Here is a 22,233-nt window from a genome sequence, read left to right as displayed (position 1 = left end):
GTTATATAAAGAATGGAGGAGTGGTTTGTATGCTTAGATTAATAAAGCTCGAATGGAAGAAACATAAATTATCTAGTTACTTTAAAGGGGTAGCAATTTGTATTATAGCAATTTTCGCTGCAGTAAGCCTTATGGCGTGGGGAATTAAAGCCGAGGGGGACGTGCTCTTCTTTGACTTCACGCAACAAATGGTTTTAATAAACACTTTTATTAGGATAACATTCATTATTTTTAGTTCGGTCATTTTATCACGTTTAGTAATTGATGAGTATAAGAACAAAACAATGCAACTACTATTTATGTACCCATTGCAACGAAAAATGCTAATGAGAGCGAAATTAACAATTGTTTTTTGTTTTTGTTTTGTGAGCACGATTATCGCTACTTTCAGTATCAGTTTGCTTGTATATTTTGTGAGTCCAATGATGGGACTGATTGAAACACCAGCTACGATAGGTGAAATAATATCTATCGTTCCAACTACTTTTATAAGTGCATTTATGATATCTGGTATAAGTTTAATTCCTTTATTTTTTGGGATGAGAAAGAAATCGACACCCACAACAATTACTTCTGCAGTAATAATCGGAATGCTAATTAGTAGTAACTTTGGTCCTGGAAACGGTCAAGTAAGTCTGTTTAATTTTATAGCTATCCCAATAGTGCTCTGTTTATTAGGAATTTTCATCAGTTATCTTTCATATCGTAAAATCGACAAGATCGATGTGGCGTGAAGCAAGCTTAAAACAACAACGAACTGGGGTATGAATAGTGAAAAAAATGATAGTAATTGCAATATTATTCATTACAATTGCTAGTGTAGTTTTTGGTATTAAGGTATTTCAGGGGAAAGATTTTAAGAAAGAAAAGTCTTTTGAGATAAATCATATAAAAGAAATAGAAGTGGACAATGAAAACTGGAATCTTGAATTTAAAAGTACAGACGCTAATAAAATAGTAATTTCCGCTCAAGGTGAACAAGCAGATAAAGAGATAGATCCCGTCAAAATAGAAAATGATGAAAATAAAATTGTGATTAGGCAAAAACAAAAGGTGCACAGATTTTTTTATGGTTTTACGTTTAGGAAGAAAAATAGTATATCTATAGCGATTCCGAAGAAAGAAATAGATAAAATTGTATTAAATAATAAATCGGGTGATGTGAAAATAAACGATATAGTAGTAAAAAGCATCGTGACAAAAGGAAAATCTGGAGATGGAATGATTACAGGATTATCGGCAGAGAAGGGTGAATTTACATCCGAAAGCGGAGATTTAATGTTAAAAGATAGTTTATTACAAGAAGTAAATATAACTTCCACTACTGGAGATAATTATGTAAAAAATGTAAAAATGAAAATATGAACATCAATTCAACATCTGGGGAAGTATTACTGAAAGATATGACAGAAGGAAAGTCATTATTTGTAGAAACAAAATCAGGGGATATTGGCGTACGGTATAAAGGTGTCCCGGCATCATTGAAGCTTATGGCTAAAAGTAATTCGGCTGACGTAATAGTGGATTTAAAAGGACTTAAGAAAGATAAAAGTACAGAAAAAATAAAAGAAGGAACTATTGGTGATGCAAAAAATGAAGTGAAGATTTTAAGTAAAACAGGGGTCATTTATATTGATTAAGTCTTAGGAGGAGGGAGGACCATCATGCTACGTCTTATGAAGCTAGAACTGAAGAAATTTAAACTTGGCTGGTACGTGAAGAGAGCAGTAATTGCAAATCTTGCTATACTGGCATTATTGATTTTTGTTAGCATCGTTTCTCAAATAGAGGGAGATCCAGAAATAAGAGATCCGCAGGCGATTTTGTTAATGGCTAGTTCAATAGTGAGAGCAACATTTATTATTTTTGGCGCTGTACTAATAGCTAAGTTAATAATTGATGAATATAAAAACAAAACAATATTATTGATGTTTTCTTATCCAATTAATCGAAAGAAAATAATGATTAGTAAGTTGGCTATTACAGCAATATTAACATTCATAACAGTTATTTTATCTAATATTTTTGTAGTGGGAATTTTCATTGGAATAGATAGTTATTTTTCGATTCTTCCTAATTCATTCGCAGTAGATCAATTGATTCAAGAAGGGATAAATCTCGTTCCTTTAGCCATTGCCACTGCTGGAATAAGCTTAATTCCTCTATACTTCGGAATGCGTAAACGTTCAGTGCCAACTACTATTGTTTCGTCTATTATCGTTGTGCTAATCGCAATTAATAACCCACCAATATTTCCTATAGCGACCTTTCTTCCTCTTCAATTCGCATTTGCAGTGATTGGTGTGGCGATTGCTTATTATGGAATTAAAAATATTGAGAGGGAAGATGCATTATAAAGTTTCACATGAAACAAGTTACAGAAAAAGACAAGATATGTAAACATCTTGTCTTTTTTGTCGTTACATTTTAGGAACTTCCATTCCAGCCGCAGCCCATTCTTCTTTTGCAGGGCCATATACGCCAGGAACTGTTAAGCCAGCTTGTCGCATTAAAACCGTCATTTGTCCGCGGTGGTGATTTTGATGATTAATGAGTGTCATTAAAAATATAGAATTCGGCATAGGGCGACCAAAGAAGTCATTAATAGTAGCTAAGTCTTTATCAGTCCATTTACTTTGAAGTGTTTCAACAAAAGCCGCGTTTACTTTACGGTATTCATCTGCAATTGTTTTTGCAGAAGTTGGAACAGGATAATCTTTCGATTCTCCTTCAAACTTTAGCCCTGTGCCAGATAGTATAACAGGAATTGCCGTCACGATATGCCAAGCAACTCTTCCTAAAGTCCAATGTTCAGGTGCAATCTCTTGTGATAAAGATGCATCGGTTAATGAATCAAGCATTTTCTGAGTAGACTCTGCTTCGTATGTCCATGATTGTAAAAAGCCTTCAATTGTTTGGTACATTATTGTTATCCCCCTCTACTTATGTTCATAGATTAAGTTCGAGAAGAAATGACAAGTTCCCTTTATGTTTTAATGATAGTATTTAAAATTTTATATATAAATTTTATGATACTATTGAGTGTATATAGAATTATATTAATTTAGGGGGATATGATGAAAAGATTGATTTTAGGAATCATAATTTTATTTTTAATGGTAGGATGTAGCAATGAAACCTATAAAAAAGCAATGGATCAAGGGAAATTGGCGTTAGCGAGTAAAGAATATGACACGGCAGTAGCATCATTTGAGCTAGCATTAGAAGAGAAAAAGGATGATAAAGAAGCAAAGGTATTAAAAGGCCAAACTACTAAGATGATAAGTTCGATAAAAGAGAAATCGAGTGGAAATATAGAACAAGCAATAGGTTTGTTTCAAGAAGTAGAAAAGATGAAAGATGGTTCCACAATCCTTCAAAATCAAGCGAAAGAACAAAAAGATTTGCTTATAGAGCATAAAGAGTTAAAAGGTCAATATATAGGTCAATTGGAAAAGGCAGAGAAGTTAAAGAATGATAAAAAGTATGAAGAGGCTAAAGGGATAGTAAATAAAATTTTTAACGATACTGGTCAAAATCAACAATTTATTTCGGAAAATCAACGGGCCCAAGAGCTGAATAAGCAAATCGATGGCTTACTAACTCAACAAGCAGAAGTCAAGAAAAAAGAGGAAGAGTTAAAAAATGAAAAGAAAAAAGAGGCTGATATTGGAAAGTTAAAGGGGTCTTGGATGTCATCAGAAAGTACAGACAGGCCAGTTGGGTTGGAAATAGAATCTATTAATAGTGAGAAAACAGGCGGAGAATTTATGGAACATAATATTTTTGGGAAAGGGACTACTATAGGAGACTTTCGAATATTAAGTGTGGACCAAGGGATTATTTCCATAGAGCTTGTATTTTTAATGGGAGAAAGAAAACAGAAGGTTGATTTGAAACTTGAGGAGAACACATTAACTGTACATCATGAGTTTATGGGAGGGACTAAATCTGTGAAATTAGTGAGATCAGAGTAATTTATCCCGCTATTCACCTGCAGTAAAATTCCCACCTCAAGATTCGGCTGGAGCAAAGAAGTTAGGTGGGAGATCCACTGCTCATAAAAGCCCGATTGGTGTGGGTTAATAATCAGTGGGGATGAAGAAAACCCCACTGATTAAAGTTTCACTTTATTTAGTATATAAAAAGGAGGCTTCTAAAACGAAGCCTCCTTTTTAATTAACTTTCTTCCCACTCTTCCTCATCAACCATAAGAAATAAGGTGCTCCAAGTACAGCAACGACAAGTCCAGAAGGAATTTCTTTCGGATATGCAATTGTTCGGCCGAGTAAGTCAGCAATGGAAAGAAGAATTGCTCCAAACAGTGCTGAGCAAACGAATAGTCTTTGATGATTCATACCAACAACAATTCTTGCTAAGTGAGGTGCGACAAGGCCTAAAAAGGCAATTGTACCGACAGCAGCGATATTTACTGATGCAAGTAGTGTCGCTAGCACAATCAGAGCAAGACGTGTTTTATTTACTGGTTGCCCAAGTCCAGTTGCTAAATCGTCTCCAAGTACGAGAACGTCAAGTTGTTTTATTAAGAAAAAGATAATGAATACAAGAATTAGAGATGGATATAGAATGATATTTTCTAAGTGATTCCACCCTCTTGCATACGTACTGCCAGATAACCATGTTAAAGCAGCGGCAACATTCAAATTGGCTCTAACGATAAAGATTTGAATAATTGCTGAGCCAAGTGCAGAAATACCAATCCCTATTAAGGCAAGAGCTGTTGGGCTAAACCCTGATTTCCATGAGAAGAAGAGGACAATTCCAACTGCAAGTAGTCCGCCAATAAATGCACCAATTGGTAGGAAGAAACCAGGAAGTGCAGGAAAGACATACATAACAGTTAAAGCACCAACACCAGCTCCCGATGAAATACCAATAATAGAAGGATCGGCAAGTGGGTTTCGTAATATACCTTGGAAAACAAGCCCACTTATTGCAAGGCATGCACCAGCAATAGCGGCAACGAGCATTCTTGGTAAACGAAGATTCATCATCATGTTTTTGTCAAATTGTGTTAATTGACCTGATATAACATTAGTAATGCTTTCGATATAAGCGTTACTACCGATTGTAACACCAAGAGCAATCGTCACAATACAAAGTGTGATAGATATAATGATTACCTTTTTATAAGAGTAATAGCTGGAGCTAGCTCCAGCTGCATTCGCACCATTATCATTCATATATTGTCTCGACTTCATCATTCGATAGACTAAGTAAATAAGCCAAGGAGATCCAATCATTGCTGTGACTGCCCCGACAGGAAGTTCTGCACCGGTTGGATCTATTAGTCTACCGACAACATCTGCTCCAAGCAATAATACTGCCCCCCATAAGAAAGAAGAGAGAAGAAGAGTAAAGTGTTGACGGTATCCGATCAGGCGCATTAAATGAGGTGCAACTAAGCCGACAAATCCAATTGGTCCAACAACAGTAACAATTACTGCTGTTAAAAAGATTGCAGCAATGAAGGCGATAAGACGTGTTACTGCTGTTTTTTCACCAAGAGAAACAGCAACATCATCACCAAGTAAGAGAATGTTGAGTTTACGAGACATAAATAGTAAAACTAGGAAAGAAATAATGATAAATGGAAAAGCAAATTGAACGCCATCCCAGTTATTTTGAATAAGAGAGCCAGCTCCCCATAAAAATAAACCAGCTGTTTCATTTTCATAGAACAGTTGCATCGTTCCGGTAAAGGCAGAAAGCATTAATGTAACGACCATCCCAGCTAATGCCATTCTAAGTGGGGTTCCCTTTTTTCCACCAGAAATACGGTATACAAATAAAGCAGTAATAGCACCGCCGATAAATGTGAACAGAAGAGAATTAATTTGCAAGCCTTTTGGTAAGAAAATTGTAGCCGCTACTAGAAAGAAATATGCGCCAGAGTGAATACCCATTGTACTGGATTCAGCAAGTGGATTTTTCGTTAACGTTTGTAAAATAACCCCAGATGCAGCAAGAGCACCTCCAGCTAAAATGGCAATTACAGCTCTAGGTAATCGAAGCATGATTAAAGTTTGATGTTCTAGCGATTGGTTCGGTGAGATAAGAGCATCAATAATCATACTATAGGAAATGTTTGCTTGACCTTGTCCGATATGAATAAAGAAAAGGAGGAGCAAGAGAGCTGCTCCTCCTCCGAATACAAGACTTGCTCGAAGTGTATGTTGTAGGCTATTCATCGTGTAATCACTTCTTCGCTGTCATTACATCTGCTACTTGTGTTGCTAAAGATGTTGCAGACTCAGGACCACCGAAAATCCAAGTGTCGCCTTTTAATTTATACATTTTGTTTTCTTTTTTGAACTTTAATTCTTCCCAAGCAGGGTTGCCTTTTAGTTGCGTGTCAAAAATGTTATCTTCATCCGCTACAATGTAAATGAAGTTTGAATCTTGTACACTTTGTAATGATTCTACAGTTGTTTGTTTGAAACCATCTGGCTCAGATTTTCCTGCTTCAAAAGTATTTGTTAAACCTAATTTTTTTGTAACTTGTAAAGCTAAAGAATTGTCAGTTAAGATACGGAATGTTGGTACGTTTTTAGCAGTAAATGCTTGTGCCATTGCGATGTTTTTATCTTTTAAGTCTGCTTTCTCAATTTTTGCTTTTGCATTAGCGAAGGCTTTATCCATATCAGCTAATACTTTTTTACCTTCTTCTTCTTTTCCAACTGCTTTTGCAATTTGTTTAAATGTTTCTGTCATTTCAGCAAAGTGATCGTTATTGCTTGTTGATGGATCAAACATAACTGTTGGTGCAATTTGCTCTAATTCATTTTTAATTGCTTTACCACGGAATGAAGCTGTGATAATTAAATCTGGTTTTAAACGGCTAATTTCTTCTAAGTTTGGTTGTTGACGTGTCCCTACATCTACAACATCTTTACTTGGTTTTGTTTTTGTATTTACCCATTTATTATAATTCTTAATGTCTGCCATCCCTACTGGCTGAACACCAAGTGCTAATAAGTCTTCTGAATATACCCACTCAAGTACAACTACTTTTTTCGCTGGTTTATCTAACTTTGTTTCCCCTTCAGCGTGTTTAATTGTTATAGCTTGATTTTTATTGTCCGCTTTTGTTTCCTTTTTCTCCTCTTTTTGCTGTCCGCATCCAACAGCGAATAGAAGAACTACTATGAAAATACTGAGAATTTTCTTCATCTTCTGCCCCCAAATTAAGTGTTTTTTGTAACTAGCACCATAAATGAAAATGGTTATCAATTACAACACCAAAATCATACTATGAGGATAATTTAAGTGTCAATATTTTTTTAAAATTTTGACTAAAAATAACAAGTTATATGGATTTTTATATATTATAGTCGCTATTTATGAAGAATCATCCTCTTTACTAAAAAGATTGGCGAATGTGGAAAGTTTAAATGGGAACTTGGCTGTGTACGAAAGCGTAATGTGTATGGTTAATAATCTGTGGAGATGGGGCGAAAGTACAAGCAAAAGGAGAGTGAATTGCATGTAATAATTACTAGAATGTATGGAGGAAATCTGTGTTTTATCCCCCACTAGGCAAAGTATTTCTTTGTTATTTAGATAGGTGTTTTTAATTCGGTGATTGCGCTAAAAAAATCGAATGTAAAGGAAGTGATCAACATGTCTTCATGGAGCAATAACATAAATGGATATTGTGGGTGTAATAATCAAAATGGTGTACATGTTGATTCATGCTGTTTTAGTTGCGATGGGACAGTTCCTAAGGTTGGTCCAACCGGTCCGACGGGGGCAACAGGAGCAACAGGTGGCACAGGCCCAACGGGGGCGACAGGAGTAACAGGCGACACAGGCCCAACGGGAGCGACAGGAATAACAGGAGCAACAGGCCCAACGGGAGCGACAGGAATAACAGGAGCAACAGGCCCAACGGGAGCGACAGGAATAACAGGAGCAACAGGAGCAACGGGTCCAACGGGAGCGACAGGAATAACAGGGGCAACGGGAGCAACAGGCACAAGTATAACGGCAACATACGCATTTGCAAATAATACGTCGGGTACAGCAATATCGGTACTACTAGGTGGAACAAATGTCCCGCTTCCAAACAATCAGAATATCGGTCCAGGTATTACAGTGTCTGGGGGAAACACAGTATTTACGGCTGCAAATGCAGGGAACTATTATATTTCATATACAATTAATATAACGGCTTCATTATTAGTTAGTTCAAGAATTACAATTAATGGGGCACCGCTTGCTGGGACTATTAATTCTCCTGCATTAGCAACGACATCATTTAGTGCGACAATTATTACGACCCTTGCGGCGGGGAGTGCAATTAGTTTGCAATTATTTGGTTTGTTAGCTGTTGCGACATTATCAACAACTACCCCAGGAGCGGTATTAACGATTATAAGATTAAGTTAATGACAAACTCTCTTACTCTTTTAAGATTAGGAGAGTTTCTACATATAATAAGAAGTTAATGAAGTAAAGCATAGTTATATAAAAGTCAGAATATTATGATTGTAACGTTATGGTGACTATAATATAATGAAAATAACCATCATGAATGAACATTCATTTATTTTTTATGTATTTGAAGGGGGAATGAAGGTGGAAAAAACATGGTTGAAAAGTTATCCAGAGGAAATTCCTAGTACGATTTCTTATGATATTCAGCCACTTCATGGATATGTAGAACAGATGGCTTCTCGCTATCCAGAAAAGAAAGCGCTTCATTTTTTGGGGAAGGATATTACGTTTTCGGACTTCCATGATAAGGTGAAGAGATTTGCAAATTATCTTCAAAAGCTCGGTGTGGAAAAGGGGGATCGAGTTGCTATTATGTTGCCGAATTGTCCGCAAGCTGTAATTGGTTATTACGGTACATTACTTGCGGGAGGTATCGTAGTACAAACAAATCCACTGTATACAGAAAGAGAATTAGAATACCAGCTTCATGACTCGGGAGCAAAAGTAATTCTTTGTCTCGATTTAGTGTTTCCAAGAGTAACGAATGTTCAATCTGCTACAAAAATTGAGCATATTATCGTAACTCGTATTGCGGACTTTTTACCATTCCCTAAAAATCTATTGTATCCATTTGTGCAGAAAAAACAGTCGAATTTAGTTGTGAAAGTATCAGAGAGTGAAATGATTCATCTTTGGAATTCAGTAGAAAAAGAAGTGAATACGAATGTTGAGGTGCCTTGTGATCCTGAAAATGATCTAGCTCTTTTACAGTACACAGGAGGAACAACCGGATTTCCGAAAGGAGTTATGTTAACGCATAAAAACCTCGTTTCTAACACTTTGATGGGAGTACATTGGTTATATAATTGTAACGAAGGTGAAGAAGTCGTCCTTGGGGTTCTTCCATTTTTCCATGTTTATGGTATGACAGCTGTTATGAATTTAAGTATTATGCAAGGATACAAAATGGTCCTTATTCCAAAGTTTGATATGAAAATGGTTTTTGAAGCGATTAAGAAGCATAAAGTGACATTGTTTCCAGGGGCTCCAACTATTTATATCGCTCTTTTAAATAGCCCGCTTTTAAAAGAATACGATATTTCTTCTATTCGTGCTTGTATTAGTGGATCAGCACCACTGCCAGTAGAAGTACAGGAAAAGTTCGAAAAAGTTACAGGTGGTAAACTAGTAGAGGGATATGGTTTAACAGAATCATCTCCGGTTACACATAGTAATTTTTTATGGGAAAAGCGAGTGCCGGGTAGCATTGGAGTTCCGTGGCCAGATACAGAAGCAATCATTATGTCACTTGAAACTGGTGAGGCATTACCACCAGGAGAAATAGGGGAAATTGTAGTGAAAGGTCCTCAAATTATGAAAGGATACTGGAATAAGCCAGAGGAAACAGCGGCTGTATTGCAAGATGGCTGGCTCCATACAGGTGATGTTGGCTACATGGATGAAGATGGATTCTTCTATGTAAAAGATCGCAAGAAAGATATGATTGTCGCGAGTGGATTTAATGTGTATCCTCGTGAAGTTGAAGAAGTATTATATGAGCATGAAAAAGTGCAAGAAGTAGTGACAATTGGAGTTCCAGATCCGTACAGAGGAGAGACAGTTAAAGCATTTGTTGTGTTAAAAGAAGGTACGGAGTGCTCTGAGGAAGAATTAAATCAGTTTGCACGTAAATATTTAGCGGCTTATAAAGTGCCGAAAGTATATGAGTTTAGAGATGAATTGCCGAAAACGACAGTAGGGAAAATTTTACGCCGTGTCTTAATGGATGAAGAGAAGAGAAAGAATGAGGATGAGCAAACGGGCTAAGGCCCTTTCTTTTTGAAAAATAGGATTGACACTTTTCTAAATAGTCAGTATTATAAGAATATGAATGACTATTCATTCAGTCATCTTCTTGAAGGGGACAGTAAAGTGAAGAAAAATAGACCGAAATACAATCAAATTATTGATGCGGCAGTCATTGTGATTGCGGAGAATGGGTACCACCAAGCGCAAGTTTCTAAAATCGCAAAGCAAGCTGGGGTAGCTGATGGCACGATTTATTTATATTTTAAAAATAAAGAAGATATATTAATATCCTTATTCCAAGAGAAGATGGGAGAATTTGTCGAAACAATTCGTCAAAAAACAGCAGGAATTGAAAGCGCTGTATCGAAGTTATTCATGTTGGTAGAAACGCACTTCTTGCTGTTGTCACAAAATGATCCTCTTGCTATCGTTACGCAATTAGAGCTGAGGCAGTCCAATCAAGACTTGCGCCTTAAAATAAATGAAGTATTAAAAGGCTACTTACAAGTTATGGATGAGATTTTAGAGACTGGTATAAAACAAGGTGAATTTCAAGCAGATTTAAATGTTCGCGTGGCAAGACAAATGATCTTTGGAACAGTAGATGAAGTTGTGACCAATTGGGTAATGAGCGATCATAAGTATGATCTGGTCGCACTTTCAAAAACGGTACATGGGCTACTCATTGCAGCTTGTGGTTATCGTCAATAATGGGAGGGATCATGTTGAAATTCCTATCTGTAAGAGTTGAAGATCATATCGCGGTGGCGACGTTAAATCACGCACCAGCAAATGCGATGTCTTCACAAGTTATGCATGACGTTACTGAATTAATTGATCAAGTGGAAAAGGATGATAACATTCGTGTTGTTGTTATTCACGGTGAAGGACGTTTCTTCTCGGCAGGAGCAGATATTAAAGAATTTACATCTGTTACTGAAGCGAAGCAAGCAACAGAATTAGCACAGCTTGGACAAGTTACGTTTGAGCGTGTTGAAAAATGTTCAAAACCAGTTATTGCGGCAATTCATGGAGCGGCACTGGGCGGCGGCCTTGAGTTTGCTATGTCTTGCCACATGCGCTTTGCAACTGAAAGTGCAAAACTTGGTTTACCTGAATTAACACTTGGATTAATTCCTGGCTTTGCAGGTACACAGCGCTTACCACGTTATGTTGGGAAAGCAAAAGCTTGTGAAATGATGTTAACAAGTACACCAATTACTGGTGCAGAAGCATTGAAATGGGGACTTGTTAACGGATTGTTCTCTGAAGAATCACTTTTAGATGATACGCTTAAAGTCGCAAAACAAATTGCTGGAAAAAGTCCAGCAACAACTCGTGCTGTACTAGAGTTATTGCAAACGACCAAATCGTCTCATTACTATGAAGGTGTACAACGTGAATCACAAATTTTTGGTGAGGTATTTACGAGTGAAGATGGAAGAGAAGGTGTAGCTGCATTTTTAGAAAAGCGTAAACCTTCATTTAATGGCAGGTAGTTCAATTATTTTTTTAATATAAATTAACAGAAAATTAAAATTGATAGAATCTTTCTGAAAAACAAGGGGGTAAATGGAATGAACATCTACGTACTCATGAAACGAACATTTGATACAGAAGAAAAAATCGTAATTAAAAACGGTGCAATTTACGATGGCGAAGCGGAATTCATCATCAACCCTTACGATGAATATGCAATTGAAGAAGCAATTCAAGTAAGAGACGCACAAGGTGGAGAAGTTACAGTTGTAACAGTCGGTGGCGAAGATAGTGAGAAAGAACTTCGTACTGCATTAGCGATGGGCTGTGATAAAGCGGTATTAATTAATATTGAAGATGATGTAGAAAATGGTGACCAGTTCACGACAGCAAAAGTGCTTGCTGAATATTTAAAAGATAAAGATGCAGATTTAATTTTAGGCGGAAACGTTGCAATTGATGGTGCATCTGGACAAGTAGGTCCACGCGTAGCTGAAGCGTTAAATATTCCGTACGTAACGACAATTACAAAACTTGAAATTGACGGTACAAACGTGAAGATTGAGCGTGATGTTGAAGGTGATACAGAAGTGATCGAAACTTCATTGCCGGTTTTAGTAACAGCACAGCAAGGTTTAAATGAACCGCGTTATCCATCGCTTCCAGGTATTATGAAAGCGAAGAAAAAGCCACTAGAAGAAGTAGAATTAGATGATTTAGATTTAGAAGAAGATGATGTGGAAGCAAAGACAAAAACAATTGAAATCTATTTGCCTCCTAAGAAAGATGCAGGAAAAGTGTTACAAGGCGAGCTGCAAGATCAAGTAAAAGAACTTGTATCGTTGCTCCATACAGAAGCGAAAGTAATCTAATAAAATACGAAATTATATATGCAGGAGGGAAAATCTATGGCTCGTAAAGTATTAGTAATGGGTGAAGTTCGTGATGGATCGCTACGTAACGTTTCGTTTGAAGCGGTAGCAGCAGCAAAAACAATTGCAGAAGGCGGTGAAGTAGTAGGTCTTCTAGTTGGAGACAGCGTTGCCTCTTTTGCAAATGAATTGATTCATTACGGTGCAGATCGCGTTGTGACAGTTGAAAATGATAAATTAAAATCATATACATCTGATGGTTATGCACAAGCGTTTTTAGCTGTACATGCTGAAGAAAATCCAGAAGGTATTGTCTTTGGACATACAGCACTTGGTAAAGATTTATCACCAAAATTAGCAGCGAAGCTTGAAGCTGGTTTAGTTTCTGACGTAACTGCTTTAGAGGTTGAAGGTGGAAATGTTATCTTCACTCGTCCAATTTACTCTGGTAAAGCATTCGAGAAGAAGATTGTAACAGACGGTATCTTATTTGCGACAGTTCGTCCAAATAACATTGCAACTCTTGAAAAAGATGAGTCTCGTAGTGGTGACGTATCTTCTATTACAGTTGATGTGAAAGATTTACGTACAATCATTCAAGATGTTGTCCGTAAAACTGCAGAAGGTGTTGATCTTTCTGAAGCGAAAGTTATTATCGCTGGCGGACGCGGTGTGAAGAGTGAAGAAGGATTTAAACCATTAAAAGAGTTAGCTGACGTACTAGGCGGCGCTGTTGGGGCATCTCGTGGTGCTTGTGACGCTGAATACTGTGAGTACTCATTACAAATTGGTCAAACTGGTAAAGTTGTTACGCCAGACTTATATATTGCATGTGGTATTTCTGGTGCGATTCAGCATTTAGCAGGTATGTCTAACTCAAAAATAATCGTTGCGATTAATAAAGATCCAGAAGCAAGTATCTTCAAAGTAGCTGACTACGGTATTGTCGGTGACTTGTTCGAAGTTGTACCTCTTTTAACAGAAGAGTTTAAAAAGTTAAAAGTACATTCATGATTTAAGTACCCTTGAGTTCCAAGTGAAGTACCCCTATATATAGAAAAAGGTGAGAGATCCCCTGTCTCTCATCTTTTTAGTATTTAATCCGTATTTTTATATAGTATAAAGGAACATTTTTTTGTTACAATACATAACGATACATATTATTCGCCACGTATATAAGTTAATGATATACTCTTGGTAGAATATACTTGAAGGAGGAAATAAAATGGCAATTGTAAACGCAAATGACCAAAGCTTCGCAGCTGAAACTAGCGAAGGTGTTGTATTATTAGATTTCTGGGCACCTTGGTGTGGACCTTGTAAAATGATCGCTCCTGTATTAGAGGAAATCGATGCAGAACTAGGCGAAAAAGTAAAAGTAGTAAAAGTAGATGTTGATGAGAACCAAGAAACTGCTCGTCAATTCGAAGTAATGAGCATTCCAGCTCTTTTCGTATTAAAAGACGGTAAAGTAGTTGATCAAACGTTAGGTTACAAACCGAAAGAAGCGTTAGTAGAATTAGTTTCTAAACATTTCTAAAATAAAAAAGCTACCAGTTGGTAGCTTTTTTTATTTTCTTTTTTACAGTCTTTCCGTTACAATAAAAGAACGTATGTTGGGTGTTTGGACATAGTATGTTTTCAAGGGAAAATAAAAATGCTAAGTATGTAGAAATGGAGGGAGACGAGTGCACGAACATTTGAAAGAGAAGTTGGCTATTTTACCAGATCAACCTGGTTGTTATTTGATGAAAGATAAGCAAGGAACGGTTATATATGTTGGAAAGGCAAAAGTGCTTAAAAATCGTGTGCGCTCGTACTTTACTGGTTCACATGATGGGAAAACACTGCGGCTTGTAGGAGAAATTGTTGATTTTGAATATATTGTAACCTCTTCGAATTTAGAAGCACTTATTTTAGAGTTAAATCTAATTAAAAAATATGATCCGAAATATAATATTCAATTAAAAGATGATAAAACATATCCTTTTATTAAAATTACAGCGGAGAAACAACCGCGCTTACTCATTACTCGAAATGTAAAAAAGGATAAAGGAAAGTATTTTGGTCCTTATCCAAATGCACAATCTGCTCATGAAACGAAAAAACTGCTAGATCGTATGTATCCACTTCGGAAATGCACGAATATGCCAGATAAAGTTTGTTTGTATTATCATATGGGTCAATGTCTAGCGCCTTGTGTGAAAGAAGTGACGGAAGAACAAAATAAAGAAATTGTAGATGAAATTATTAAGTTTTTAAATGGTGGACATAAAGAAATTCGTTCAGAATTAGAAATAAAAATGTATGAGGCCTCAGAGAAACTAGAGTTTGAACGTGCAAAAGAGTTGCGTGATCAAATTGCTCATATTGATGCGATTATGGAAAAACAAAAGATGATTATGAGTGACTTAGTGGATCGCGATGTGTTTGGATATGCAGTGGATAAAGGATGGATGTGTGTTCAAGTTTTCTTCGTTCGAAAAGGCAAGCTAATTGAACGTGATGTTTCTATGTTTCCGATTTACGATGAACCAGAAGAGGGCTTTTTAACGTTTATCGGTCAATTTTATGAAAACAGTAGTCATTTTAAGCCGAAGGAAATTGTCGTTCCAGGAAGTATAGATTCGGAATTAGTAGAGCGCTTTTTAGAAGTGGAAGCGACACAGCCGAAACGTGGTAAGAAAAAAGACCTTGTAGAATTAGCAAATAAAAACGCAAAAATTGCTCTTGAAGAGAAGTTTTACTTAATCGAACGTGATGAAGAACGAACGATTAAAGCGGTAGATCATTTAGGGAAGCAGCTTGGAATTGAAACACCGTATCGTATTGAAGCGTTTGATAACTCAAATATTCAAGGAACAAATCCCGTTTCTGCAATGATTGCTTTTATCGATGGGAAACCAGCGAAGAAAGAATATAGGAAATATAAAATTAAAACGGTTCAAGGGCCAGATGATTATGAGTCTATGAGGGAAGTTGTGAGACGCCGTTATACAAGGGCGCTTAAAGAAAATTTACCTTTACCGGATTTGATTATTATTGATGGCGGAAAAGGCCACTTGGCGGCTGCAAGTGATATTTTAGAGAATGAGCTCGGATTATATATTCCGATGGCAGGTCTTGTAAAAGATGACAAACATAAAACCTCCCATTTAATTATTGGAGATCCCCCGGAACCTGTGATGCTTGAGAGAAATAGCCAAGAATTTTATTTATTGCAGCGTATTCAAGACGAGGTGCATCGATTTGCGATTACATTCCATCGTCAATTACACGGGAAATCTGTCATTCAATCAGCATTGGATGACATTCCAGGAATCGGTGATAAACGGAAAAAGGTATTGTTAAAACATTTTGGTTCATTAAAGAAGATGAAAGAAGCTTCTGTAGCAGAATTTGTCGAAGCAGGTATGCCAAAAAATGTTGCAGAGACGATTTATACGTATTTAACAGATAAGAAGACGTTGTAGTTTACAATGTCTTCTATTTTTTGTTATAATTTCTGAAGATTTAAAATAAATTGATGTGAATGAAAATACAAAAAAGTCAACTAAACTGATATGTCTAGTTGACTGTAGGTAATGCTTACACTTCAATGAGATCTTTTATATCCCATTTCACAAGAAATGTAATAGAGTCAGAACGTTTTTTCTTTTCTTCGTATGACTCTGCAACGACGTTCCGTTGCTTTTGAATTTGTTCAGCGATGAATCCAGCTTCTAGTTGATAAGAAGAATGCCTTTTTTGTTTTTGACGTTCTGCAATGAGTGTGCCTTTAAGTTGGAACTGCATTTCACGACGCTTATGTTCAATAATGCTTAAAGTGCCCCAGCCAGCCTTTTCAAAGAACTGAATGACTTCTTCAATTGTTTCTAGCGGATATTTTCTTGCAAGGTTTCTACCAGACCAGTATAAAATACCATCTAAATCGTTGCCGATTAAATCAGGTAGTAATTCTTCACGTAGCAATTCATAAGCGAAGGCGTTCAATGAAACATCTTCTAAAGATGTTATATCGATTGTATTTTTACTCACAATATTCCCCTCTTTCTATAGGGATTATTATATAACATTTTTCATTTATAAAAACAGATTTTTCTTTAGGGAAATCTGAATATCTAAGAAGAAAAAAGAATTGGCAAATTATATGCAAATTATGTATACGTTTTCTTGACGCTTCGACAAAAATAGGGGTAAAATGAACTTGTTATCAAATTATGCTGAAATATTTCGAATAATTTTTTCAGTTTTTCTTATGCCAATAGTGAAAAAACATTATTGTTATAAATTAATCTGAAAACAGCAGTCAAACATTCAAGGGGGTAATGGGGACATGAAAGGCCGCGAGTATACGTTTCGTAAGTGGCACTCATTAATGGGGGTCATCCCGGTTGGTGTCTTTTTGACGCAACATCTAATTGTAAACAACTTTGCAACAAGAGGAGCAGAGGCTTTTAACAAAGCTGCAGGCTTTATGGAGCTCCTTCCATTCCGGTATGCGCTAGAAATTTTCATCATCTTTTTACCGATACTGTACCATGCTATATATGGCTTATATATTGCATTTACAGCTAAGAACAATGCGGTTTCTTACGGTTATTTCCGTAACTGGATGTTCGTCTTCCAAAGAATTTCAGGTATCGTTACGCTGATTTTCATTTCTTGGCACGTCTGGGAAACTCGTATTCAAGCAATGTTAGGTAAAGAGGTAAACTATGATATGATGGCAGATATTTTAAACAATCCAGCTATGTTTGCATTCTACTTAGTTGGTGTTGTTTCAACAATTTTCCACTTTGCAAATGGACTATGGACATTCTGCATCAGCTGGGGAATTACAGTATCTCCACGTTCACAAAGAATCTCTACTTATGTAACATTAGCTATTTTCTTAGGTCTATCTTATGTAGGTGTGAGTGCATTATTAGCGTTCATCGATCCACAGCTAGCAAATCAGTAAGGAGTGGGAGAGCATGAAAGGGAAACTTATAGTAGTCGGCGGTGGCTTGGCTGGCTTAATGGCAACGATTAAAGCGGCAGAAGCAGGAGTAAATGTTGAACTGTTTTCTTTAGTACCAGTAAAACGTTCACATTCTGTATGTGCTCAGGGCGGAATTAACGGTGCCGTAAATACGAAAGGTGAAGGGGATTCTCCATGGATCCACTTTGACGATACAATTTATGGTGGGGACTTCTTAGCGAACCAACCACCAGTTAAAGCAATGTGTGAAGCAGCACCTGGTATCATTCATTTAATGGACCGTATGGGTGTTATGTTCAACCGTACGGAAGAAGGACTTCTTGATTTCCGTCGATTTGGTGGAACGCAACATCACCGTACAGCATTTGCTGGTGCAACAACTGGACAGCAATTACTTTACGCATTAGATGAGCAAGTACGTCGTCACGAAGTAGCAGGACTTGTAACGAAATATGAAGGTTGGGATTTCTTACGAGCTGTTGTTGATGATGAAGGTGTGTGCCGAGGAATCGTTGCACAAGACTTACAAACTATGGAGATTAAAAGTTTCGGAGCTGATGCCGTGATTATGGCAACAGGGGGCCCTGGTATCATTTTCGGAAAATCAACAAACTCCATTATTAATACAGGTACAGCAGCGTCTGCTGTATATCAGCAAGGCGCATATTATGCAAATGGTGAGTTCATTCAAATTCACCCAACGGCAATTCCAGGAGACGATAAATTACGTCTTATGAGTGAATCTGCACGTGGTGAAGGTGGACGTGTTTGGACATATAAAGATGGTAAACCATGGTACTTCTTAGAAGAAAAATATCCGGCTTACGGAAACCTTGTACCTCGTGATATCGCAACGCGTGAAATCTTTGATGTTTGCGTAGAGCAAAAACTAGGTATTAACGGTGAAAACATGGTGTACTTAGATCTTTCTCATAAAGATCCGAAAGAACTAGATATTAAACTTGGTGGAATCATTGAAATCTATGAGAAATTTACAGGTGATGATCCTCGTAAACTACCAATGAAAATCTTCCCAGCTGTTCACTATTCAATGGGCGGACTATGGGTTGACTATAAGCAAATGACGAGTATTCCAGGTTTATTTGCAGCAGGTGAGTGTGATTATTCTATGCACGGTGGTAACCGCCTTGGTGCAAACTCACTATTATCAGCAATTTATGGTGGTATGGTAGCAGGACCAAACGCAATTGAATATATGAAAGGTCTTTCTAAATCATCAGATGCTGTTTCGTCTACTGTATATGAGCAAAATGAATTAATCGAAACAGAGAAATTTAACAATATTTTAACGATGGATGGTAATGAAAATGCATATGTTCTTCATAAAGAGCTTGGAGAATGGATGACAGATAACGTTACAGTAGTTCGTGAAAATAAAAAGTTATTAGAAACAGATGCGAAAATTGAAGAGTTAATGGCTCGTTACAAACGTATTAACATTAACGATACAGCGAGATGGAGTAACCAAGGTGCTTCATTTACACGTCAACTTGCAAATATGTTTGAGTTAGCACGTGTTATTACAATTGGCGCATATAACCGTAATGAGAGCCGCGGGGCGCATTACAAACCTGAATTCCCAAATCGTGATGATGCAAACTTCTTAAAAACTACGATGGCAAAATTTGAAGGAGAAGGAAATGCACCAGCATTCCATTACGAAGACGTTGATGTTTCATTAATTAAACCACGTAAACGTGATTATTCTTCAAAACATGATGTAGCTGCTAAGGGTGAAGAGAAGGGGGATAAACAACATGTCTGAGAAAACAATCCGCCTCATCATTACGAGACAAGATGGACCAGATGCACAAGCGTTTGACCAAGAGTTTGAAATTCCATATCGTCCGAATATGAATATTATTTCGGCGCTTATGGAAATTCGTCGTAATCCTGTTGATTCAAAAGGGAATCAAACAACTCCGATTGCATGGGATATGAACTGCTTAGAGGAAGTATGCGGAGCATGTTCAATGGTTATTAACGGAAAACCACGTCAATCATGTACGGCTCTTATTGATCAATTAGAACAGCCAATTCGCTTAAAGCCGATGAAGACATTCCCAGTTGTACGTGATTTACAAGTTGACCGCAGTCGCATGTTTAATGCTCTAAAACGCGTTAAAGCTTGGATTCCAATTGATGGTACGTATGACCTAGGTCCAGGACCAAGAATGCCTGAGAAAAAGCGTCAATGGGCTTATGAGCTTTCAAAATGTATGACATGTGGTGTTTGCTTAGAATCATGTCCAAACGTAAACAGTAAGTCTGACTTTATTGGACCAGCGCCGTTATCACAAGCTCGCTTATTCAACTCACATCCAACGGGTGAAATGCATAAAGCAGATCGCTTACGTGCAATTATGGGAGATGGAGGACTAGCAAACTGTGGTAACTCTCAAAACTGTGTGCAATCATGTCCGAAGGGTATTCCTTTAACAACTTCAATTGCGGCATTAAACCGTGATACAACAATTCAATCGTTCAAAGATTTCTTTGGTAGCGATAATAACTATTAATAAATATTGCCTCTTCATCTTGAAGGGGCAATATTTATAACTATATTTTTCAGTTTATTCTGTTTTTTTTGAGAGGAAGGGGAGATAACGTTGAAGAGAATTTCTTATATTGAAGACTTCGAGAAATGGGAAAGTGGTTTTTTATTTTACAATCCTGTAAAGGTTCGTTTTGGTGAAGTAGATATGTTTGGACATGTAAATAATGTCGTTGCTTTTACTTATTTTGAAGAAGCTCGTATCGCGTTGTTTAAAGAACTTGGATTTATGCAAGAGTGGACACATGCATCATCAGACACGATGATCGTTGTTGCGGATTTACAATGTAATTTTATTAAGCAAATATATTATGATGAACAGTTGAAGGTGTATGTAAAGGCAGGATCGGTTGGGAATTCTTCTTTAGATTTACATTATATGGTGAAGAATGCAGAAGGAGAGGTTTGTTTAGTAGGCCGTGGAATGATGGTTCAAGCGTCGAAAAAAACAGGAAGAGGCGAACCATGGCCTGAAGAATGGAAGAAGAAATTACTACAATGATAGAGTGAAAGAAAAATAAGAGAGCAATTTGCTCTCTTCAGAGTGTTGGGAAACCCTTTAGGGTTCCCCACACTCTGGAATCATTTTGATTTTAGCGAATAAAAGCAACATAAAATAATAGAGTTTCAAAAAAATAGCCCTCCACCAGACCTTTTTTGGTCAGATGGAGGGCTATTTTTTTCATGTTTTGACAAGTTGCGGTAAGATAAGCCTGCATTTGGACAGACTTCAGCCCCCGAAATCGAGCATATCGATAGCCATGTAGTTCTTTGGCGTCCGCAAAGCTTCGCTCTATAGTTGAACAGCGTACTTTGTACAACTTTTTCCCTGTAACTGTTAGTTTGTTTTTTCTAGCGATATCCTTATATTTCTCCCATATATGATGAGTGATAACTTTTTGTTTTTGTTTCTTTGAAAAACATACCTCACGTAGCGGACAAACAGCGCAGTCTTCTGGGTTGGATTTATAGTGACGATATCCTTCACGATCCGTTGTCGCATACTCTAAAATACACCCCATCGGACAAGCAAATGCATTCATTTCTTCTACATATTTAAATTGGCTTTTTGGTACTTCTTTATTTCGTTTTCCAAATCGGCGATACCCCATCACCATAAATATATTTCTCTCCGATAATTTCTTACAGATATACCCTGTAAAATAGCCTGCATCAAGAGCTACAGCTTCCACTTTAAATCCGAATTTATCAATTTGAGCTTGTAGACGTGCTAAATATGGCTCGGAATCTGCCATATTTCCAGCCGTTACATAAGTATCTGTAATAATATTGTACTTCGCATCAGTCGTACGATGGTCTAAGAAATGAAAACCGTTCGGTTTTCCATCTCTCATTAAAAATCCACTATCTGGATCCGTAGTACTTATACGAGTTTTTTTAGTGGGAGTATCACTTTCCTTTCTAGGTTTTAATTCTTTTTTTCGTGTACCTCACGATCTTCAATTACCGCAGCTTCTAGTTCATCTATATAAAACTTTGCCTTTTCTTTTTTATATTTATGTACAAACTTATTTTTATTAGCATTGGCCTTAATGTGCGTAGAATCTGTCATCAGCGCACGTCCTCCCACCATCCGGTGCTCTGTCGCTTGCCTCACGATCTCATCAAAAATTTCTTCGAAAATATTTGTATGAATAAAGCGAGTACGACGATTCCAACTGATTGTAGAATGATCTGGAATAGTATCTGATAGAGAAAACCCTAAAAACCAACGGTAGGCGATATTCGTTTTAATCTCTTTTTCCAATTGACGCTCCGAACGAATACCGTAAAAATATCCAATAAACATCATTTTAAATAAAACGATAGGATGGATTGACGGACGTCCATTGTTTTCACAGTAATAAGGGCGTAACTTCTCTTCAATAAAATCAAAACTAATTGTCGCTTCGATCGCACGAAGGAAATGATCTTGTGGAACCAACTCTTCTACAGAAACAGATACACGTTCATCACGATGATTTTTTAAAGCACCCATCATAAAAAATCTCTCCTTTACCTCTTTTTATCAGTGTTGACACATAAAAAGAGGT

The 22,233-nt window shown here is 37.0% G+C and carries 20 protein-coding genes and 1 pseudogene; 16 read left to right on the top strand and 5 right to left on the bottom strand.

Annotation, left to right across the window (positions count from 1 at the left end):
- Nucleotides 1-29 precede the first annotated feature (29 nt).
- From JFU02_RS13925 to JFU02_RS13915, 3 genes and pseudogenes are all read left to right on the top strand, one after another.
- On the top strand, nucleotides 30-734 hold the full coding sequence (locus JFU02_RS13925; RefSeq protein ID WP_016080134.1) for an ABC transporter permease: 705 nt from the start codon (nucleotides 30-32) through the stop codon (nucleotides 732-734).
- Nucleotides 735-771: 37 nt separating this feature from the next.
- Nucleotides 772-1,640 (top strand): annotated as a pseudogene (locus tag JFU02_RS13920) (DUF4097 family beta strand repeat-containing protein).
- 24 nt (nucleotides 1,641-1,664) lie between these two features.
- Complete coding sequence (locus JFU02_RS13915; RefSeq protein ID WP_000945192.1) at nucleotides 1,665-2,357, top strand: ABC transporter permease; 693 nt, start codon at nucleotides 1,665-1,667, stop codon at nucleotides 2,355-2,357.
- A 63-nt stretch (nucleotides 2,358-2,420) separates the two neighbouring features.
- Here JFU02_RS13915 and JFU02_RS13910 read toward each other — a convergent pair whose 3' ends face one another.
- Nucleotides 2,421-2,924 carry a DinB family protein gene (locus JFU02_RS13910; protein WP_000284974.1) on the bottom strand — a complete coding sequence of 168 codons (504 nt, stop codon included), beginning with the start codon at nucleotides 2,922-2,924 and terminating at the stop codon, nucleotides 2,421-2,423.
- 153 nt (nucleotides 2,925-3,077) lie between these two features.
- Here JFU02_RS13910 and JFU02_RS13905 point away from each other — a divergent pair, with 153 nt between their 5' ends.
- Nucleotides 3,078-3,977, top strand: a complete 900-nt coding sequence (locus JFU02_RS13905; protein WP_086405865.1) for a tetratricopeptide repeat protein — start codon at nucleotides 3,078-3,080, stop codon at nucleotides 3,975-3,977.
- 198 nt (nucleotides 3,978-4,175) lie between these two features.
- On the opposite strand, the gene fhuB is transcribed toward JFU02_RS13905, so the two are convergent.
- Together fhuB and JFU02_RS13895 are read right to left on the bottom strand one after the other, a co-directional pair.
- On the bottom strand, nucleotides 4,176-6,212 hold the full coding sequence (gene fhuB, locus JFU02_RS13900) for a Fe(3+)-hydroxamate ABC transporter permease FhuB (RefSeq protein ID WP_001087106.1): 2,037 nt from the start codon (nucleotides 6,210-6,212) through the stop codon (nucleotides 4,176-4,178).
- Nucleotides 6,213-6,219: 7 nt separating this feature from the next.
- Nucleotides 6,220-7,194 (bottom strand): ABC transporter substrate-binding protein, encoded by a 975-nt coding sequence (locus JFU02_RS13895; protein WP_000722822.1) that lies wholly within the window; start codon nucleotides 7,192-7,194, stop codon nucleotides 6,220-6,222.
- Between the two features lie 450 nt (nucleotides 7,195-7,644).
- Between JFU02_RS13895 and JFU02_RS13890 the strand changes: the two genes are divergently transcribed.
- From JFU02_RS13890 to uvrC, 8 genes are all read left to right on the top strand, one after another.
- Nucleotides 7,645-8,412: a BclA C-terminal domain-containing protein gene (locus JFU02_RS13890; protein WP_201071137.1), complete on the top strand. Its 768-nt coding sequence runs from the start codon at nucleotides 7,645-7,647 to the stop codon at nucleotides 8,410-8,412.
- A gap of 189 nt (nucleotides 8,413-8,601) precedes the next feature.
- Nucleotides 8,602-10,287: a long-chain-fatty-acid--CoA ligase gene (locus JFU02_RS13885; protein WP_000416315.1), complete on the top strand. Its 1,686-nt coding sequence runs from the start codon at nucleotides 8,602-8,604 to the stop codon at nucleotides 10,285-10,287.
- A gap of 105 nt (nucleotides 10,288-10,392) precedes the next feature.
- On the top strand, nucleotides 10,393-10,980 hold the full coding sequence (locus JFU02_RS13880) for a TetR/AcrR family transcriptional regulator (RefSeq protein ID WP_000742223.1): 588 nt from the start codon (nucleotides 10,393-10,395) through the stop codon (nucleotides 10,978-10,980).
- Between the two features lie 11 nt (nucleotides 10,981-10,991).
- A complete protein-coding gene (locus tag JFU02_RS13875; RefSeq protein ID WP_086406359.1) occupies nucleotides 10,992-11,768 on the top strand; it encodes an enoyl-CoA hydratase in 777 nt (258 codons plus the stop codon).
- Between the two features lie 78 nt (nucleotides 11,769-11,846).
- On the top strand, nucleotides 11,847-12,620 hold the full coding sequence (gene etfB / locus JFU02_RS13870) for an electron transfer flavoprotein subunit beta (protein ID WP_001029031.1): 774 nt from the start codon (nucleotides 11,847-11,849) through the stop codon (nucleotides 12,618-12,620).
- 36 nt (nucleotides 12,621-12,656) lie between these two features.
- Complete coding sequence (gene etfA, locus JFU02_RS13865; protein ID WP_000101957.1) at nucleotides 12,657-13,634, top strand: electron transfer flavoprotein subunit alpha; 978 nt, start codon at nucleotides 12,657-12,659, stop codon at nucleotides 13,632-13,634.
- Between the two features lie 211 nt (nucleotides 13,635-13,845).
- Nucleotides 13,846-14,160 (top strand): thioredoxin, encoded by a 315-nt coding sequence (trxA, locus tag JFU02_RS13860; RefSeq protein ID WP_001018944.1) that lies wholly within the window; start codon nucleotides 13,846-13,848, stop codon nucleotides 14,158-14,160.
- Between the two features lie 148 nt (nucleotides 14,161-14,308).
- On the top strand, nucleotides 14,309-16,093 hold the full coding sequence (gene uvrC, locus JFU02_RS13855; protein ID WP_061666243.1) for an excinuclease ABC subunit C: 1,785 nt from the start codon (nucleotides 14,309-14,311) through the stop codon (nucleotides 16,091-16,093).
- 115 nt (nucleotides 16,094-16,208) lie between these two features.
- On the opposite strand, the gene JFU02_RS13850 is transcribed toward uvrC, so the two are convergent.
- A complete protein-coding gene (locus tag JFU02_RS13850) occupies nucleotides 16,209-16,658 on the bottom strand; it encodes a YslB family protein (protein WP_000042214.1) in 450 nt (149 codons plus the stop codon).
- Between the two features lie 298 nt (nucleotides 16,659-16,956).
- On the opposite strand from JFU02_RS13850, the gene sdhC reads away from it, so the two are divergent.
- The 4 genes from sdhC (at nucleotide 16,957) to JFU02_RS13830 (ending at nucleotide 20,681) form a co-directional block, all read left to right on the top strand.
- Complete coding sequence (gene sdhC, locus JFU02_RS13845; RefSeq protein WP_000678354.1) at nucleotides 16,957-17,583, top strand: succinate dehydrogenase cytochrome B558; 627 nt, start codon at nucleotides 16,957-16,959, stop codon at nucleotides 17,581-17,583.
- Nucleotides 17,584-17,596: 13 nt separating this feature from the next.
- Nucleotides 17,597-19,390, top strand: a complete 1,794-nt coding sequence (gene sdhA, locus JFU02_RS13840; RefSeq protein ID WP_000676742.1) for a succinate dehydrogenase flavoprotein subunit — start codon at nucleotides 17,597-17,599, stop codon at nucleotides 19,388-19,390.
- The gene (sdhB, locus tag JFU02_RS13835; protein ID WP_001291827.1) at nucleotides 19,383-20,144 is read left to right on the top strand and encodes a succinate dehydrogenase iron-sulfur subunit; all 762 of its coding nucleotides are present in this window, start codon (nucleotides 19,383-19,385) and stop codon (nucleotides 20,142-20,144) included. Before sdhA ends, sdhB begins: the two co-directional genes overlap by 8 nt.
- Nucleotides 20,145-20,234: 90 nt before the next feature.
- Entirely contained in the window at nucleotides 20,235-20,681 is a 447-nt protein-coding gene (locus tag JFU02_RS13830; RefSeq protein ID WP_000822725.1) for an acyl-CoA thioesterase, read from the top strand.
- 91 nt (nucleotides 20,682-20,772) lie between these two features.
- On the opposite strand, the gene JFU02_RS13825 is transcribed toward JFU02_RS13830, so the two are convergent.
- Nucleotides 20,773-22,181, bottom strand: a protein-coding gene (locus tag JFU02_RS13825; RefSeq protein ID WP_201071134.1) for an IS1182-like element ISBth7 family transposase whose coding sequence is annotated in 2 segments (ribosomal slippage) — nucleotides 20,773-21,623 and nucleotides 21,623-22,181 — 1,410 coding nt in all. Because the reading frame shifts where the segments join, the coding sequence is not laid out codon by codon here.
- Nucleotides 22,182-22,233 lie beyond the last annotated feature (52 nt).

It is taken from the genome of Bacillus sp. TH13 (assembly GCF_016651175.1).
GTDB classification, from domain to species: Bacteria; Bacillota; Bacilli; order Bacillales; family Bacillaceae_G; genus Bacillus_A; species Bacillus_A thuringiensis_S.
Note: the sequence above shows the minus strand (reverse complement) of the source record. Positions and strands in the feature narration are given on the sequence as shown.

Coding starts and splice junctions, on each gene's coding strand:
- JFU02_RS13875 (WP_086406359.1), top strand. CDS start 10,992: ATGTTGAAATTCCTATCTGTAAGAGTTGAAGATCATATCGCGGTGGCG.
- sdhC (WP_000678354.1), top strand. CDS start 16,957: ATGAAAGGCCGCGAGTATACGTTTCGTAAGTGGCACTCATTAATGGGG.
- JFU02_RS13925 (WP_016080134.1), top strand. CDS start 30: ATGCTTAGATTAATAAAGCTCGAATGGAAGAAACATAAATTATCTAGT.
- JFU02_RS13910 (WP_000284974.1), bottom strand. CDS start 2,924: ATGTACCAAACAATTGAAGGCTTTTTACAATCATGGACATACGAAGCA.
- JFU02_RS13915 (WP_000945192.1), top strand. CDS start 1,665: ATGCTACGTCTTATGAAGCTAGAACTGAAGAAATTTAAACTTGGCTGG.
- sdhB (WP_001291827.1), top strand. CDS start 19,383: ATGTCTGAGAAAACAATCCGCCTCATCATTACGAGACAAGATGGACCA.
- fhuB (WP_001087106.1), bottom strand. CDS start 6,212: ATGAATAGCCTACAACATACACTTCGAGCAAGTCTTGTATTCGGAGGA.
- JFU02_RS13895 (WP_000722822.1), bottom strand. CDS start 7,194: ATGAAGAAAATTCTCAGTATTTTCATAGTAGTTCTTCTATTCGCTGTT.
- trxA (WP_001018944.1), top strand. CDS start 13,846: ATGGCAATTGTAAACGCAAATGACCAAAGCTTCGCAGCTGAAACTAGC.
- sdhA (WP_000676742.1), top strand. CDS start 17,597: ATGAAAGGGAAACTTATAGTAGTCGGCGGTGGCTTGGCTGGCTTAATG.
- JFU02_RS13890 (WP_201071137.1), top strand. CDS start 7,645: ATGTCTTCATGGAGCAATAACATAAATGGATATTGTGGGTGTAATAAT.
- etfA (WP_000101957.1), top strand. CDS start 12,657: ATGGCTCGTAAAGTATTAGTAATGGGTGAAGTTCGTGATGGATCGCTA.
- etfB (WP_001029031.1), top strand. CDS start 11,847: ATGAACATCTACGTACTCATGAAACGAACATTTGATACAGAAGAAAAA.
- JFU02_RS13905 (WP_086405865.1), top strand. CDS start 3,078: ATGAAAAGATTGATTTTAGGAATCATAATTTTATTTTTAATGGTAGGA.